The following is a 15,642-nucleotide window of genomic DNA, read 5'->3' on the forward strand; positions in this document are numbered from 1 at the left end:
TACCCAGAGTAGTGCGCCCGCGCTCGACTCTCAGCCGGACCCGGTATCGGCGACCAGGCGGAGCTCGTCGCCATCGCCCAGCGAACCGGCCTCCTCCTCGCGCCACGTGAGCGTGCGAGCGACCGACACGAGCGGTGGCGTGCCCACCTCACCTGCGAACACCTGCTGGGTGCGGAGCGCGGACTCGGCGGCGACGAAGTCCTCGAGCAGGGTCGCGTCGGGAGCGGCCCCGTCGACGGTGCTCCGGTCCTCCATGGCCGTGACGACGTACCGGCCGCCCGCGGCGTCGCGCAGGTCCCGCGCCCCCGTGTAGGAGTCGACGATCCACCACGCCTCACCGTCGCCTGCCCACCCCAGGCCGGTGACCCAGGCCAGCGGGCGCGTGACGACGGTGCAGGCCAGCTGGCCCGTGACGGTCCGCGGCTCGAGCGACGGGTCGCACGCGAGCTCGTCCGGGTCGACGACGTCGGCGTAGAGCTCGTCGGCCGGCGTCCGTTCCCCGGTGCCGACGTCGACGGCGAGGTCGGCGCCGTCGAAGTCGACCGCGACCGTGACGTCGTCGAGGTCGGTGCCGTCGTCGACCGGCACGAAGACGGACGTCGTGGTCGTCTCGCTGCCGGCGACGGTGTAGGCGTCGCCCAGGACCCGCTCGTCGTCCCCGACCGTGAGGGTGACCTCCGCCGGCACGTCGTCGGCGATCACGAAGCCGGTCACGTCGCTCGGCACGCCCTCCGACGGCACGAACTCCCAGTCGACGCCCACGACCTGCTGGTCGTCGGCGAGTCCGTCGGCCGCCCCGTCCTCGACGAGGTCCGGGTCGAGCGTCGCGGGGTCGGAGACGGTGACCTCGACACGGCCGTGCGGCAGCTGGACGTAGGTGTCGGTCCCGGTGATGTCGGCGCTGCCGACAGCGGGCATCGCCTCTGACGACCCGCCGCCACCGGGGTCGCCGGTGCCGTCACCGCAGGCCGTGGCGACCAGGACGACGGCGCACGCGAGCGTCAGCGAGGCGGTGCGGCGGGCCGTCGTCATCAGTCGTGGCTCTTGTAGGTCTCGTGCCGCAGGTCGCGCACGGCCTGGCGCAGCTCGGCGACCACCTTGTTGGCGGCCTCGGTCGCGGCCTGCGCGATGCCGGAGCTGCCGATCCGGTCGGCGGACCCGGAGGCCACCGTCACCGTCCAGAACTGCAGCCCGACGCAGGTCACGCTGACGCTGCCGTCGTTGCTCGACGCCTCGACGGCGAGCTGCTCGTAGGCCTCGCGGTAGGCGATGTCGCGCGGACGCTCGATGCGCGGGCCGTTGGGCTCGAGGACCTGGTTCTTGACGCCCTCGTAGGTCGCGGCGCGGGCCGCGAACAGCAGCCGCGCGAGCCGGCCGAGCTGCTCGGCGGTCTCCTGGTCACCACGTCGCTCGGCGAAGCCGGGGTCGATGGTGATCTCGATCTGGTCGGGCCAGCGCAGGTGGGCGAACAGCTGGCCGTTGGGGGTCGAGACGTCGACCGGGTGCCGCTGGAGCTCTTCACTGAGGACAGGCATGCGCTGCACCCTTCACTTGAGGCCGGTCAGGCCACCGGGGCCCGTGCCGAGGTCGACGGTCGGGAACTCGTAGCCGCGGCCGCCGCCGTCGAGCCAGCCGGTGATGCCCTGGAGGGCTTCCTGCACCTTCGTCTCGGCGGTGGTCAGCTCCTCGTTGAGCTTGGTGAGGCCCGACTCGATGCCGCTCGCGATGTCCTCGGGCGAGTCGCCCGACCAGTCGACGGAGGCGGCCGACCCGGCGACCGCGAAGCCACCGGCCACGGCCGTGATGGCGACCGCCGCTCCGACGCTGGCGCCGGCGGTGACGGGGGCGAGCGCCACCGCGACGACCGCACCGACGACCGTGAGCGCGAACGACGCCTGTGAGCCGTTGGTGTCACCGAGCGCCTCGGCGGCGGAGAGCGCCTTGCTGGAGATGTCCTCGAGGTCGTTCTCGACGGCGGTCCAGATCGCCTTCTCGGCGTCGAGCGCACCGCGCAGCACCGAGACGGCGTTGTAGTAGTTCTTCATGACGCCCGGGAAGGGCACCTCGATGTGGTCGCGGAACGACTCGGCCGCATCGCCGCGCCACTCGGTCAGCTCCCCACCGACGGAGGCGATGTCGAGGAGGGTGATGTTGGGCTGGACGGGCGTGTTGCCGATCGGGTCGCTGGCAACCTCGCCCGAGGAGAGCTTCTGCATCGCGAAGAGCGCCTCCGACATGCCGTGGTCGAAGTTGCTCGGGCTGGCGATCGTCAGCCAGGGCTCGAAGGCCTCCTCGACCCGCGGGATGGCGGGACGCGCGCAGACCGGGCAGTAGTCCTCCATCGCAGCGGTGATCTGCGAGACGCGGGAGCTGAGGCTCATGTGAGGGACCCCCCGTCCCGGACGAACGCGTCGCGGGTCTCCTGGTCGACGCGCGCCATGTCCTGCGCGGTCTTCATGATGTTGATGCCGATGGCCTCGAGCTGCTCGACGACCGCGCTCATCCGGCGGCTGAGCGCCGCCTCCATCGTGTGGAACGCGTCGGCCGGACCGGTCGCCCCGAGCCCGAGCCTGCTGTCGCGCCGGAGCTCGTCGCTGACCGGGATCATCCACGCCCGGTCGCGTGCGGCGTCGACGTCGGCGGCGATCGGCGGCATCACGTCGCGGCCCTTCTTGTAGAGGTCGGCGAGGTTGGCGCCGACCTCGTCCCCACGTGGCCCCGTCATCGGTCCTCCATCAGCTCGGAATCGGACGTCGGGACGCGTCCGCGCCCCGTCACGAGGTGATCGTTCCCACTGAGCCGATCCTCAAACGGGTCGGTCGCCGTCGTAGGCGGCGAGCAGCCGGTCCGCGGCGAGCGGTGCCGGGAGCTCCCCCGCGAGCACGGCACGACGTACGTCGTCGCGCACCGCGGCGACCCCGGCCGACGAGCGCAGCCGCTGGTCGAGCTCGTCACGCACCAGCGCCCAGGTGAACTCCAGCTGCTGCTCGGCGCGCTTGTGGGCCAGCCCGTCGGTGCCGAGGTGGTCGCGGTGCTGGCCGATGCGGTCCCACACGTCGTCGACGCCGTCGCCGGTGAGTCCCGAGCAGGTCACCACGGGCGGTGCCCACTCGGCGTGGCCGCGGACCAGGCGCAGCGCGCCGGCGAGCTCGCGTGCGGCGACCCGCGCGTCGGCCGCGTGGTCCGTGCCGCCCTGGGCGTCCGCCTTGTTGACCGCCACCACGTCGACGATCTCCAGGATGCCCTTCTTGATGCCCTGCAGCTGGTCACCGGTGCGCGCGAGGGTGAGGAACAAGAACGTGTCGACCATCCGCGAGACGGTGACCTCCGACTGGCCCACGCCGACCGTCTCGACCAGCACCACGTCGTGGCCGGCCGCCTCGAGCACGAGCATCGCCTGGGTGGTGGCGCGGGCGACGCCGCCGAGGGTGCCCGCCGAGGGCGAGGGCCGGATGAACGCGCGAGGGTCGACCGACAGCGCCGACATGCGGGTCTTGTCGCCGAGCACCGAGCCGCCGGTGCGCACCGACGACGGGTCGACCGCGAGCACGCCGACCCGGTGGCCGGCCGCGGTGAGACGCGTCCCGAGGCTCTCGATGAAGGTGGACTTGCCGACCCCCGGCACGCCGGAGATGCCGACCCGCACGGCCGGCGGCCGCTCGACCTCGGCCAGCGCGGTCAGCAGCTCCCGGGCCGCGAGGCGGTGCTCGGCGCGCGAGGACTCCACCACGGTGATCGCGCGCGACACCGCGGCCCGCTGCCCGGCGCGCACGCCCGCGACGAGGGCGTCGACGTCGATCGGCCGGGGCATCAGGCTCCGGGCTCGTGACCGTGCTGCTCGCGCAGCCGGGCGATCAGGTCGAGGGCCGACTCGGCGATGACGGTGCCGGGGAGGAAGACCGCCGCGGCGCCCATCTCCCGGAGCGTCTCGACGTCGTCGGGCGGGATGACGCCGCCGATGACGATCATGATGTCGGGACGGCCCTGCTCGGCGAGCGCCTGCTTCAGCGCCGGCAGCAGCGTGAGGTGCCCGGCCGCGAGCGAGGAGACCCCGACGATGTGCACGTCGGCGTCGACCGCCTGCTGGGCGACCTCCTCCGGCGTGGAGAACAGCGGCCCCACGTCGACGTCGAAGCCGAGGTCGGCGAACGCGGTGACGACGACCTTCTGGCCGCGGTCGTGGCCGTCCTGGCCCATCTTGGCGACGAGGATGCGCGGGCGGCGGCCCTCCTCGGCCTCGAATGCCTCGGTCGCCGCGATGACCTCGGCGACCTTGCCGCCCGGGGCGGTGCCTGCCTCGTCGCGGTACACGCCGCTGATCGTACGGATCACCGCCTGGTGGCGGCCGTAGACCTTCTCCAGCGCGTCGGAGATCTCGCCGACCGTCGCCTTGGCGCGGGCCGCGTCGACGGCGAGCGCGAGCAGGTTGCCGTCCAGCGACCCGTCGCCGGCCGGGCCGCGCTCGGCGGAGGCGGTCAGCGCGTCCAGCGCCCGGCGCACGTCGTCGGCGTCGCGCTCGGCGCGCAGCCGCTCGAGCTTGGCGACCTGCTGGCGGTAGACGTCGTCGTTGTCGACGCGCAGCACGTCGAGCTTGTCCTCGGCGGCGAGGCGGTAGGTGTTGACGCCGATCACCTTCTGGTGGCCGGCGTCGATGCGGGCCTGGGTGCGGGCCGCGGCCTCCTCGATGCGCATCTTCGGGATGCCCTGCTCGATCGCCTTCGCCATGCCGCCGGCGCGCTCGGCCTCCTGGATGTGGGCCCACGCCCGCTCCGCGAGGTCGTGGGTGAGCTTCTCGACGTAGTAGGAGCCCGCCCACGGGTCGACGACCTGGGTGGTCGCGGACTCCTGCTGGAGGAGCAGCTGGGTGTTGCGCGCGATGCGGGCGGAGAAGTCGGTCGGCAGCGCGATCGCCTCGTCGAGGGCGTTGGTGTGCAGCGACTGCGTGTGGCCCTGCGTCGCGGCCATCGCCTCGATGCAGGTGCGACCGACGTTGTTGAAGACGTCCTGCGCGGTCAGCGACCAGCCCGAGGTCTGGCTGTGGGTGCGCAGCGAGCGCGACTTGGGGTTCTGCGGGTCGAAGTCGTCGACGAGCCGCGCCCACAGCGCGCGGGCCGCGCGCATCTTCGCGACCTCCATGAAGAAGTTCATGCCGATCGCCCAGAAGAACGACAGGCGCGGCGCGAACTGGTCGATGGTCATGCCGGTGCCGAGCCCGGCGCGGATGTACTCCACGCCGTCGGCGAGCGTGTAGGCCAGCTCGAGGTCGGCCGTCGCCCCGGCCTCCTGGATGTGGTAGCCGGAGATCGAGATCGAGTTGAACCGGGGCATCTTCGCGCTGGTGTAGGCGAAGATGTCGCTGATGATCCGCATGCTCGGGGCCGGCGGGTAGATGTAGGTGTTGCGGACCATGAACTCCTTGAGGATGTCGTTCTGGATGGTTCCTGCCAGCTGCTCCGGCTTCACCCCCTGCTCCTCGGCCGCCGCGATGTAGAGCGCGAGCACCGGCAGCACCGCGCCGTTCATCGTCATCGACACCGACATCTCGTCGAGCGGGATGCCGTCGAACAGGGTGCGGGTGTCGTAGATCGAGTCGATCGCCACGCCGGCCATGCCGACGTCGCCGCGCACCCGCGGGTGGTCGGAGTCGTAGCCGCGGTGGGTGGCGAGGTCGAACGCGACGCTCAGGCCCTTCTGACCGGCGGCGAGGTTGCGGCGGTAGAAGGCGTTGGACTCCTCGGCGGTGGAGAAGCCGGCGTACTGCCGGATCGTCCACGGCTGGGTGGTGTACATCGTGGGGTACGGGCCACGGAGGAACGGCGCGATGCCCGGCCAGGTGTCGAGGCCGTCGAGGCCCTCGAGGTGCTCGGGGCCGTAGACCGGGAGGACGTCGATCCCCTCGGGGCTGGCCCACGGCTGTGCACCGTTGGTCGAGGAAGGACGAAGTCCTGTCACGAGACCCCCGGCCAGGGGGACGTCGGCGAAGTTCTTCGGGATGCTCACTTCGAGAGCTCCTCTCGGATCCGGCCGAGGAAGCCGAGCGCGTCGACCCCCAGGGCGCACGAGTCGTCGACCTCGGTCACGGTCCGCTCCCCCGGCTTGCCGGCCAGGACGACGTACGTCGCCCCGGCGGAGCGAAGGCCGGCCACCAGGTCGGCGCCCCACTCGGCGTAGGCGGCGTCGGTGCCGGTGAGCACGACGACCCGCTGTCCGGCGTGGGCGGCCAGCACGTCGTCGACCGACGCAGTCGCCCCGGCCGTCTCGACGGCGATGCCGCCCGCGGCGAGCAGGTTCGTGGCGAAGGTGGCGCGGGCGGTGTGGGCCGCGACCGGCCCCATGGTGGCCAGGAAGACCGGCTCGTCCATCGGCGCGGCGCGCAGGTCCTCGTAGGCCCAGCCGTGGTGGCGCACGTGCCGGTGCGGCAGGGGCTCGCGCTCGGGCAGCACCTCGGCGAGGTTCGGGAACTCCGAGACGCCGGTGAGGGGGCGGGAGCGGTCGGCGACCTGCGCGTCGCGCTGCTCGGCGACCGCGCGGACCCGCTCGCGGACCGCGGAGCGCGCGTCGTCCGCCAGCGCACCACCGTCGCCCTCGATGCGGCCGAGCTCGGCCCACCCGGCGACCGCGAGGTCGTCGGTGAGCCGCTCCACGGCGTACGACCCGCCGGCCGGGTCCGTGACCGCAGCGACGTGCGACTCCTCGATCAGCAGCGAGGAGGTGTTGCGGGCGATCCGGCGACCGAAGGCGTCGGGAGCCCCGAGCGGCTCGTCGAAGGGGACGACCGTGACCGCGTCCGCGCCGCCGACGCCGGCGGCGAAGGCAGCGACCGTGCCGCGCAGCATGTTGACCCACGGGTCGCGACGGCTGGTCATCGGACGGCTGGTGACCGCGTGCAGCGCCGCCTCGACCCCCTCGACGCCGCTGGCCTCGAGCACGCGCGCCCACAGCCGCCGGACCGCGCGCAGCTTGGCGATGGTCGCGAACTGCTCGTCGGTGGCGGCGATCCGGAGCTCGACGGTGCGGGCCGCCTGCTCGAGCGGGAAGCCGGCCTCGTCGAGGAGGCGGAGGTAGGCGACGCCGGTGCCGACCACCCAGCCGAGCTCCTGGGCGTCGCTGGCGCCCTCGTCGTGCAGGGCCGTGCCGTCCACGACGAGGGCCCGCACGCCGAGCTGGAAGGCGCGCCGCGCGAGCGGGACCAGCTGGTCGCGGGCCGACGTCCCCGTGCGGTGCGGCAGCATCTCGACGGTCTGCGGGTCGAGCGAGAGGTTGGTCGCCGGGTGCAGCGCACCCTCGATCCCCTCGAGGAAGGTGGCGAACGCCTCGACCTGCTCGGTCGAGGCACGGTCGAGGACGACCGGGGCGAGGTCGAGCAGCACCCCGTCGAGGATCGTCGCCCAGTCGTGCTCCCGCTCCTCGTCGAGGTGGAGCAGCACGGAGGTCGCGCCGTTCTCGAGGTCCTGCAGCACGGCCTCGTTGGCGGCGCGGTCGTCGACGACCTCCACCTGCGTGCGGACGTCCCAGGCGCCGGCGCGGGTCGGACGGCCCGACGTGGTCCGGCCCTCGAGGTCGGACGGCTGCCCGATCGGCGCGACGTCGATGCCGTCGAGCGTGGTGCGGGTCAGGGCGGTCCAGACGTCGGAGTCGGGCGCGTCCTCGCCGAGGTGGCGGGCCTTGCGCAGCACCGCCGCGGTCGCGGCCTCCCACGCGTGGACGTCGTAGGTGTCGCCGTCGCCGACGAGCCGGAGCGAGCCCTCCGCGGGCTGCAGCTCCTCGGGCTCGTCGAGCCCGCCGTCCAGGCCGCGATCGAGGTCTGTCATGAGCGCAGGATAGGACGCTCGTCACGCGGCGGGCACTGCCCGGACCTATGGCATAAGTCTCACGGACGCGCCGCTTCTCCGACATGATCGCGCCATGACTGCCCAGGGGGAGGGTTGGTACGCCGACCCGCAGGACGGATCGAGGCTGCGCTGGTGGGACGGGAGCGCCTGGACCGCGCACACGCACGCCGCGGTGCCGTCCGGCTGGTCGCCCCGGCCACGACTCGGTGACGGCTGGCCGCGCCTGGCCCTGGCGGTGCAGGCGAGCCTCGCGCTCACCGTGCTGCTCTCGGTCTTCGTGGTCGTCAGCGACCGGATCGTGCTCGACGTGTGGCGGCGCCTCGCCGACGACCCGACCAGCGTCCCGGAGGCCGAGGCCACCCGCGCCGACCGCCTGATGACCGCCTCGATCGCCGAGGTCGTCGTCACGGTCGTGTGCGGCGTCCTCTTCATCGCCTGGCTCTACCAGGCACACACCAGCGACCGGACCGACCCGGCGTACAACCGCCGCAGGTCGGGCTGGGCGATCGGCGGCTGGTTCGTGCCGTTCGTCAACCTCTGGTTCCCGTTCCAGGTCGTCTCCGACCTCCGCGACGGCGCGCGCGGTGAGGGCCGGCCGCCGTCCGCCGGGCTGCAGTGGGCCTGGTGGCTCTGCTTCCTCGCCCTGCAGGTCGGGTGGCGGGCGACCGGGGCCTTCTACGACTCCGCCGGCGAGGTGCCCGACAGCGACCTCGCGCTCTACGCCGACCGGCTCGAGACCGCCATGGCCGTCGAGACGGTGGCCGAGGTGCTCTCGGTGGTGACCGCGGTCCTCGCGATCGTCATGGTCCGCCAGCTCACCGCGTGGGTGCGCACCAGCCCGCCGGCCCTCGTCCCGGCCCGGGCGGCCTGAGGTGGACGCCGCACCCGCGCCCGTCCCCGGCTGGTACGCCGACCCGCACGACGTACGCCTCCTGCGGTGGTGGGACGGCACCGGCTGGACCGCGCACACCCATCCGGCCCGCCCGGCCGTCGTCGCTCCCCCGCTGCCGCGCTGGTGGGGCGGGCTGTCGGTGGCGGCCCAGGTGGCGCTCGGCGTGGCAGCGCTCACCGGGCTGCTCAACCTCTACGTCGATCGCCGGGTCCTCGCGCTCGCCGACGAGGTGGCCCGTCGCGGGGTGCCCGTGACGGTCGCCGAGCGCGACGCGCTCGGCGGCGTGCTCTGGCTCAGCACCGCGGCGCTGCCGGCGACGCTCGTCGCCGGCGTCCTGGTGATCACCTGGCTGCACACCGCCCACCGCAGCTCGCGCATGGACCGCTCCCTGCTCCGCCACGGGTCGGGCTGGGCGGTGGGCGGGTGGTTCGTGCCGGTGCTCAACTACTGGCGTCCCTTCCAGGTCGTCTGCGACGTGAGGCGCGGCGCCACCGGCGACCCCGACGCACGCGCGGGAGCGCTGCAGGTCTGCTGGTGGCTGGCCTTCTGCGGGACCTACGTCCTCGGCACGGTCAGCCAGGTGCGCGGCACGTTCACCGTGCCCGCGCCCGGCGACCCGGTCGTCGGCTACTCCTCCGTCCTGGTCGCGGTGGCCGGCACGCACCAGTGGGCGGCCGCGCTGCAGGTGCTCGCCGCGGTCCTTGCGATCGCGGTGGTGCGCGACGTCACCCGGCTGGTCCTGGCTCCTCCACCCGAGCCGCGCGCCGACCGCTGAAACCGCCGCCAGTCCAGTGGCGTGCGTCACACCCGACGCGCCCACGAAAACCTCACACTGCCTCGGCGCGTCGGCTGTCCGGGTCCCGCGATACCGTGCCCTTGTGGCAATTCAGACCAGCGGCCCCCGCACGCCGGGCCCGACCCTCGTGAAGGGTGCGCGGGCGACCCGCACCACCATCGCCCTGAAGCTCGGGATGGCGGTGAGCGGAGTCGTGTTCATCGGCTTCGTGCTCGCGCACATGTACGGCAACCTCAAGGCGTTCGCCGGGCACGACGCGTTCAACACCTACGCCGAGCACCTGCGCGAGATCGGCGAGCCGATGCTCCCCCACGGCGGCCTGCTGTGGATCCTGCGCGTCGGGCTGATCGCGTCGTTGGTCGTGCACGTCTTCTGCGCCGTCGCGCTGTGGCGTCGTGCCGCCGCGGCCCGGTCGACGAAGTACGTCGTGAAGAAGAACCCGGGCGCCAGCCGCTCGAGCCTGATGATGCGCTGGGGTGGCGTGACCATCCTGGTCTTCCTCGTCTGGCACCTGCTCAACTTCACGATCGGCAAGATCAACGTGCAGGGCGGCGCCACGAACGACCCGTACAACCTGCTCGTCGACACCTTCGACGTGTGGTGGCTGACGCTGATCTACCTCGTCGCGATGGTCGCGCTCGGCCTGCACCTGCACCACGGGGTCTGGAGCGCCGCGCAGACGCTCGGCTGGACCGGCAACGCCGCCAAGCGCCAGCGCGCCAAGGCCACCGGCCTCGTCGTCGCGCTGGTCATCTCGATCGGCTTCTCCCTCGTCCCGCTCGGTGTCCTCACGGGCATCATCACCAAGTAAGGGGTCCGTGCTCGTGAGCAACGACACCGACATGAAGGTCACCACCGGACCGTCCAGCGAGTCCTTCGACGACGCCGCCGGCTACTACACCCCGGGCGAGCCGCTGGTCGACACCAAGGCGCCCACCGGCCCGATCTCCGAGCGCTGGTCGACGCGGCAGTTCGAGGCCCGCCTCGTCAACCCGGCCAACCGCCGCAAGCTCGACGTGATCATCGTCGGCACCGGCCTGGCCGGCGCCTCCGCCGCCGCCACCATGGGCGAGGCCGGCTACAACGTGAAGTCCTTCTGCTACCAGGACTCCCCGCGCCGGGCGCACTCGATCGCCGCGCAGGGCGGCATCAACGCGGCCAAGAACTACAAGGAGGACGGCGACTCCGTCCACCGCCTCTTCTACGACACCGTCAAGGGCGGCGACTACCGCTCGCGCGAGTCGAACGTCTACCGCCTCGCCGAGGTCAGCGCCAGCATCATCGACCAGTGCGTGGCCCAGGGCGTCCCGTTCGCGCGTGAGTACGGCGGCCTGCTCGACAACCGCTCCTTCGGCGGCGTGCAGGTCTCCCGCACCTTCTACGCCCGCGGCCAGACCGGCCAGCAGCTGCTGATCGGCGCGTACCAGGCCCTCGAGCGCCAGATCGCCGCCGGCACCGTCTCGATGTACTCGCGCCACGAGATGCTCGAGCTGATCGTGGCCGACGGCAAGGCGCGCGGCATCATCGCCCGCGACATGGTCACCGGCGAGATCGAGACCCACCTCGCCGACGTCGTGGTGCTCGCCTCCGGCGGCTACGGCAACGTGTTCTACCTGTCGACCAACGCGATGGGCTCCAACGTCACCGCCGCGTGGCGCGCGCACCGCAAGGGCGCCTACATGGCCAACCCCTGCTACACGCAGATCCACCCGACCTGCATCCCGGTCTCCGGCTCGCACCAGTCCAAGCTGACGCTGATGTCGGAGTCGCTGCGCAACGACGGCCGGATCTGGGTCCCGAAGAACCAGGCCGACTGCGAGAAGGACCCGCGCGAGATCCCCGAGGAGGACCGCGACTACTACCTGGAGCGGATCTACCCCTCCTTCGGCAACCTGGTCCCCCGCGACATCGCGTCGCGTGCGGCGAAGAACGTCTGCGACGAGGGTCGCGGCGTCGGCCCCGAGGTCGAGGGCGTGCGCCGCGGCGTCTACCTCGACTTCGCCGAGGCCACGGAGCGCCTGGGCAAGGACGCGGTTGCCGCGAAGTACGGCAACCTCTTCGACATGTACGCCCGGATCACCGGCGAGGACCCGTACTCGGTGCCGATGCGCATCTACCCCGCGGTCCACTACGTCATGGGCGGCCTGTGGGTCGACTACGACCTGCAGTCGACCATCCCGGGGCTCTTCGTCACCGGCGAGGCCAACTTCTCCGACCACGGCGCGAACCGCCTCGGCGCCTCGGCCCTGATGCAGGGCCTGGCCGACGGCTACTTCGTCCTGCCCCACACGATCCGCGACTACCTCGCCGACGGCCCGTTCGAGCCGATCGCCGAGGACCACCCGGCGGTCGTCGAGGCCCGCGAGTCCGTGCGCTCGCGCATCGACCACTTCCTGTCGGTCAACGGCACCCGCAGCGTCGACTCGTACCACCGCGAGCTCGGCAACATCATGTGGGAGTACTGCGGCATGGAGCGCTCGGAGGACGGCCTGAAGAAGGCGATCGACCTGATCCGCACGCTCAAGGACGACTTCTACCGCAACGTCAAGGTCCTCGGCGCCGCCGAGACCATGAACCAGTCGCTCGAGAAGGCCGGCCGGGTGGCCGACTTCATCGAGCTCGGCGAGCTGATGTGCATCGACGCGCTCAACCGGCGCGAGTCCTGCGGCGGCCACTTCCGGGCCGAGTCGCAGACCGAGGACGGCGAGGCGCTGCGCCACGACGACCAGTACGCCTACGTCGCCGCGTGGGAGTGGGCCGGCGCCGACGCCGCGCCGATCCTGCACAAGGAAGACCTCGTCTACACCGCCATCGAGATGAAGCAGCGGAGCTACAAGTGAGCATGAACCTGACCCTGAAGATCTGGCGCCAGCCGGACGCCGTGACCGCCGGCGCGATCCACACCTACCAGCTCGCCGACGTGTCGCCCGACATGTCGTTCCTCGAGATGCTCGACGTGCTCAACGAGCAGCTCAACGAGCAGGGTGAGGAGCCGGTCGCCTTCGAGCACGACTGCCGCGAGGGCATCTGCGGCTCGTGCGGGCTGATGATCAACGGCGAGGCGCACGGCCCCGAGGTCACCACGACCTGCCAGCTGCACATGCGCTCGTTCTCCGACGGCGACACGATCACCATCGAGCCGTGGCGCTCGGACGCCTTCCCGGTGGTCAAGGACCTCGTCGTCGACCGCAGCGCCTTCGACCGGATCATCCAGCAGGGCGGCTACGTCTCGGTCAACACCGGCGCGGCCCCCGAGGCGCACTCGGTGCCGGTGCCCAAGGACGACGCGGACCGGGCGTTCAACGTCGCCACCTGCATCGGCTGCGGTGCCTGCGTCGCGGCGTGCCCCAACGGCTCCGCGTCGCTGTTCATGGGCGCCAAGATCACCCACCTCGGCCTGCTCCCCCAGGGCCAGCCCGAGCGCGACTCCCGCGTGGTCAACATGGTCGCCCAGCACGACGCCGAGGGCTTCGGCGGCTGCACCAACATCGGCGCCTGCACCGCCTCGTGCCCCAAGGAGATCCCGCTCGACGTGATCTCCCAGCTCAACAAGGACCTGCGCACCGCGATCCGCCACGGTCACTGAGCGCGCGTACTGCCTGACGAGGGCCGGGGGGGTCTCCCCCGGCCCTCGTCGCGTCTCCGGGTGCTCCGTCCCCGTCCGCCCGCCCTGAGCGCCTCCCGCCGAGCGGTGTCCCACCCACATTTGCGCGCGCTCGAACGTGGGTCAGCCACCGCTGGCCGGCGTGCCGCTCGCGACACGCGGATGGGCGGTGCAGCACCCACCTTTCCGCCGCCCGGAATGTGGCTGGCCCACCGCTCAGTTCAGGCAGCGCGCGATCGGCGGACCAGCTCCGGGAGGGGGCGGAACAGGTCCAGCCACGCGCCGTCGAAGTCGGGCGGCGGCCCGTCGTAGCCGCCGGCCACCAGGGCCGCGTGGATGCGTCGGACGGTGGCCTTCGGCGAGCGCATCAGCTCCTTGGTCACCTGCTCGTACGCCGTCGAGCTGCGGCGGTAGGCGGCGTAGCGGTCGATGTCGGCGAGGTACTGCGGCCGGTCGTCCTGGTGGTGACCGCCCTCGTACTCGACCGCGAGCTCCTGGGCCGCGAACCACAGGTCGGGGGTCAGCACCGTGCCGTCGGCGAGCTCGACCTCCTGGTTGACCTCCGGGATCGCGATGCCGGAGAAGGTGACGTACGCCAGCAGCTCGGCCTCCGGGATGGAGCGACACCTGTCGTCCAGGAACGGACAGACGTACGACGCCTCGCGGGCGCCGGCGCGCCAGGGCTCCGCGTCCAGCAGCTGCGCGAGGAGCACGCCGTCGAGGTGGTGCTTGTGCAGCAGGAAGCAACCGAGACCGATCGCGTCGATCAGCCGGGCCTCAGCGCAGAACGCCACGTACGCCGCCTCGACGCTGACGGCGAGCTCGTCGTGGGGCGGCATCGTGACCGTGCGGTGGAGGAACACGCCGTCGAGGACGAGGTGGAGGTCGCCCTCGACCACGAAGTGGAGCGGCCAGCGAGCTCCGACGTCGATCCCGAGCTCCTGGAGGCGGGTGACGCCCGTGGTGCGGGCGCCCTCCGGCAGCGCGAGCCGCGCGGCTGCCAAGCGATCGGGCCAGGTCATGGCGTGGTCGCGGTGGACGTAGACGCCCTGGTGGATCCGGTGGAACCGAGTGCCCTCGAGCACGCGCTCCGGCACACCGGCAGCGAGCGCCGCCGCGCGGGAGACGGGACCGTGGAGGACAGCGTCGGGGAGGCGGAACATGTGCCGATTCCGCCATCTCGACGCCGGGCACGCACCCGCGCGCGACGCGGCCTGTGGACCACTAGCGTGCTGGCCCCTCTGTGGACGGATCCCGGCCACGTACGCCCGGACCCGGCAGCGGTGTCCCACCCACGTTCGGCAGGGGTACGAATGTGGGTGGGACACCGCTCACGGGCGCGGCACGCAGGACACGGCGGGTCAGCGGTGCGTCACCTAGATTCGGCGGCTCCAGAATGTGGGTGGGACACCGCTCGCGGGGGCGAGGCGCTCGCGGGGCGGGCGTCAGCGGCGGCGGCGCACCAGCGCGACGAGCCCGAGCATCGCTGCGGCGCCGGCGGCGAAGGCGGCCTTCGGGGAGGCGCCCGAGGGAGCGTCGGCGGAAGCCGGGGGGACGCCGCCCGCGGCCGCCGCAGCGACGTCGATCCGCGGACCCTCGGCGCGCCCGGCTGCGGCCGCCTGGGCTGCGCGGCGCTCGCGCGACTCGACCGAGGTGTGCGCCCACGCGGCGGCGAAGAGGACGACGCGGGAGAAGTAGTTGATCCAGATCAGGAGGACCAGCGCGATGCCGAAGACCGCGAACGCGGGCGATCCCTGGGTGGAGGCGATCAGGAAGGCCGCGGCCTGCTTGAGCACCTCGAAGGCGATCGCGCCGAGCAGCGCACCGCTGCGGAGCGACCGGTCCGGGGTGTCGTGGTCGGCCAGCACCTTGAAGATGGCGAAGAACAGCACCGAGTTGGCCGCGAGGGCCACCACGACCCCGATGAGGCCCACCAGCGGCTTCAGCGCCTGGTCGAGCCCGATCCAGCCGAGGATCTCGCCCGAGAGCCAGTTGACCGCGGCGGAGACCGCGACGGCGAGCATCAGCACGACGCCGACGAGCACCAGGGCGAGCAGGTCCTTGGCCTTGCCGACCACGAAGCTCGGCTGCTCGCGCCGGGGCGTCTCGAAGACCGCCTGGAGGGCGGTGCGCAGGCCGGAGACCCAGCCGAGGCCGGAGTAGAGCAGGCCGACCACGCCGAGCCCGGCTGCGGCGCCGGCGCCGGTCTGGAAGGCCTCGACCGAGATCTGGCTCGGGCTCGGGTTCCGCTTCACGACCATCGGGAGCACGGACCGGATCGCCTCCACCATCTGGTCCTGGGCCTCGGGATAGATCCGCGCGACCCAGCCCACGACGGCGAAGCCGAGGGCGAGGATCGGGAAGAAGGACAGGAAGCCGAAGAAGGTCACCGCGCCGGCCAGCGCGCTGCCGTTGACGAAGCCGTAGTGCTCCACCATCCGGATGAGGTGGTCGACGAACGGCCGGCGTTCGCGGACCTCGGCGACGCGTTGCTTGACGGTGTCGAGGAGCGGCATCA

14 protein-coding genes are annotated in these 15,642 nt (G+C 72.4%); 5 read left to right on the forward strand and 9 right to left on the reverse strand.

The features are described 5' to 3' along the window. Positions 1-30: 30 nt before the first annotated feature. The 7 genes from KDN32_RS15560 to KDN32_RS15590 all read right to left on the reverse strand — a co-directional run bounded on the left by KDN32_RS15560 (position 31) and on the right by KDN32_RS15590 (position 7,811). On the reverse strand, positions 31-1,032 hold the full coding sequence (locus KDN32_RS15560; RefSeq protein WP_211733135.1) for a hypothetical protein: 1,002 nt from the start codon (positions 1,030-1,032) through the stop codon (positions 31-33). Further along, on the reverse strand, positions 1,032-1,535 hold the full coding sequence (locus KDN32_RS15565; RefSeq protein WP_211733136.1) for a hypothetical protein: 504 nt from the start codon (positions 1,533-1,535) through the stop codon (positions 1,032-1,034). Before KDN32_RS15565 ends, KDN32_RS15560 begins: the two co-directional genes overlap by 1 nt. A 12-nt stretch (positions 1,536-1,547) precedes the next feature. Then, entirely contained in the window at positions 1,548-2,381 is an 834-nt protein-coding gene (locus KDN32_RS15570) for a hypothetical protein (RefSeq protein ID WP_211733137.1), read from the reverse strand. Then, complete coding sequence (locus KDN32_RS15575; RefSeq protein WP_211733138.1) at positions 2,378-2,725, reverse strand: hypothetical protein; 348 nt, start codon at positions 2,723-2,725, stop codon at positions 2,378-2,380. The genes KDN32_RS15570 and KDN32_RS15575 overlap by 4 nt, the downstream gene beginning before the upstream one ends. A gap of 81 nt (positions 2,726-2,806) precedes the next feature. Next, positions 2,807-3,811: a methylmalonyl Co-A mutase-associated GTPase MeaB gene (gene meaB / locus KDN32_RS15580; RefSeq protein ID WP_211733139.1), complete on the reverse strand. Its 1,005-nt coding sequence runs from the start codon at positions 3,809-3,811 to the stop codon at positions 2,807-2,809. Next, positions 3,811-6,000 (reverse strand): methylmalonyl-CoA mutase, encoded by a 2,190-nt coding sequence (gene scpA / locus KDN32_RS15585; RefSeq protein WP_211733140.1) that lies wholly within the window; start codon positions 5,998-6,000, stop codon positions 3,811-3,813. Before scpA ends, meaB begins: the two co-directional genes overlap by 1 nt. Beyond that, on the reverse strand, positions 5,997-7,811 hold the full coding sequence (locus tag KDN32_RS15590; RefSeq protein ID WP_211733141.1) for a methylmalonyl-CoA mutase family protein: 1,815 nt from the start codon (positions 7,809-7,811) through the stop codon (positions 5,997-5,999). The genes scpA and KDN32_RS15590 overlap by 4 nt, the downstream gene beginning before the upstream one ends. 94 nt (positions 7,812-7,905) lie before the next feature. On the opposite strand from KDN32_RS15590, the gene KDN32_RS15595 reads away from it, so the two are divergent. From KDN32_RS15595 to KDN32_RS15615, 5 genes are all read left to right on the forward strand, one after another. Further along, positions 7,906-8,703, forward strand: coding sequence for a DUF4328 domain-containing protein (locus tag KDN32_RS15595; RefSeq protein WP_211733142.1), 798 nt, complete (start codon positions 7,906-7,908; stop codon positions 8,701-8,703). 1 nt (position 8,704) lies between these two features. Next, the gene (locus KDN32_RS15600) at positions 8,705-9,499 is read left to right on the forward strand and encodes a DUF4328 domain-containing protein (RefSeq protein ID WP_211733143.1); all 795 of its coding nucleotides are present in this window, start codon (positions 8,705-8,707) and stop codon (positions 9,497-9,499) included. A 103-nt stretch (positions 9,500-9,602) separates the two neighbouring features. Beyond that, positions 9,603-10,331, forward strand: a complete 729-nt coding sequence (locus KDN32_RS15605) for a succinate dehydrogenase cytochrome b subunit (RefSeq protein WP_307854144.1) — start codon at positions 9,603-9,605, stop codon at positions 10,329-10,331. Positions 10,332-10,362: 31 nt separating this feature from the next. Next, the gene (locus KDN32_RS15610; protein WP_211733220.1) at positions 10,363-12,360 is read left to right on the forward strand and encodes a fumarate reductase/succinate dehydrogenase flavoprotein subunit; all 1,998 of its coding nucleotides are present in this window, start codon (positions 10,363-10,365) and stop codon (positions 12,358-12,360) included. Positions 12,361-12,362: 2 nt separating this feature from the next. Next, positions 12,363-13,106 carry a succinate dehydrogenase/fumarate reductase iron-sulfur subunit gene (locus KDN32_RS15615; RefSeq protein WP_211733144.1) on the forward strand — a complete coding sequence of 248 codons (744 nt, stop codon included), beginning with the start codon at positions 12,363-12,365 and terminating at the stop codon, positions 13,104-13,106. A 239-nt stretch (positions 13,107-13,345) separates the two neighbouring features. Here the strand turns inward: KDN32_RS15615 and KDN32_RS15620 are convergent, their stop codons facing one another. Further along, entirely contained in the window at positions 13,346-14,287 is a 942-nt protein-coding gene (locus KDN32_RS15620) for a hypothetical protein (protein ID WP_211733145.1), read from the reverse strand. A gap of 282 nt (positions 14,288-14,569) precedes the next feature. Then, on the reverse strand, positions 14,570-15,640 hold the full coding sequence (locus KDN32_RS15625; RefSeq protein WP_211733146.1) for a YihY/virulence factor BrkB family protein: 1,071 nt from the start codon (positions 15,638-15,640) through the stop codon (positions 14,570-14,572). Positions 15,641-15,642 lie beyond the last annotated feature (2 nt).

This window comes from Nocardioides palaemonis (assembly GCF_018275325.1).
GTDB lineage: Bacteria > Actinomycetota > Actinomycetes > Propionibacteriales > Nocardioidaceae > Nocardioides > Nocardioides palaemonis.

Excerpts from the sequence above, each read along its gene's own strand:
- KDN32_RS15560 (WP_211733135.1), bottom strand. The coding sequence starts at position 1,032 with ATGACGACGGCCCGCCGCACCGCCTCGCTGACGCTCGCGTGCGCCGTC.
- KDN32_RS15565 (WP_211733136.1), bottom strand. The coding sequence starts at position 1,535 with ATGCCTGTCCTCAGTGAAGAGCTCCAGCGGCACCCGGTCGACGTCTCG.
- KDN32_RS15570 (WP_211733137.1), bottom strand. The coding sequence starts at position 2,381 with ATGAGCCTCAGCTCCCGCGTCTCGCAGATCACCGCTGCGATGGAGGAC.
- KDN32_RS15575 (WP_211733138.1), bottom strand. The coding sequence starts at position 2,725 with ATGACGGGGCCACGTGGGGACGAGGTCGGCGCCAACCTCGCCGACCTC.
- meaB (WP_211733139.1), bottom strand. The coding sequence starts at position 3,811 with ATGCCCCGGCCGATCGACGTCGACGCCCTCGTCGCGGGCGTGCGCGCC.
- KDN32_RS15590 (WP_211733141.1), bottom strand. The coding sequence starts at position 7,811 with ATGACAGACCTCGATCGCGGCCTGGACGGCGGGCTCGACGAGCCCGAG.
- KDN32_RS15595 (WP_211733142.1), top strand. The coding sequence starts at position 7,906 with ATGACTGCCCAGGGGGAGGGTTGGTACGCCGACCCGCAGGACGGATCG.
- KDN32_RS15610 (WP_211733220.1), top strand. The coding sequence starts at position 10,363 with ATGAAGGTCACCACCGGACCGTCCAGCGAGTCCTTCGACGACGCCGCC.
- KDN32_RS15615 (WP_211733144.1), top strand. The coding sequence starts at position 12,363 with ATGAACCTGACCCTGAAGATCTGGCGCCAGCCGGACGCCGTGACCGCC.
- KDN32_RS15620 (WP_211733145.1), bottom strand. The coding sequence starts at position 14,287 with ATGTTCCGCCTCCCCGACGCTGTCCTCCACGGTCCCGTCTCCCGCGCG.
- KDN32_RS15625 (WP_211733146.1), bottom strand. The coding sequence starts at position 15,640 with ATGCCGCTCCTCGACACCGTCAAGCAACGCGTCGCCGAGGTCCGCGAA.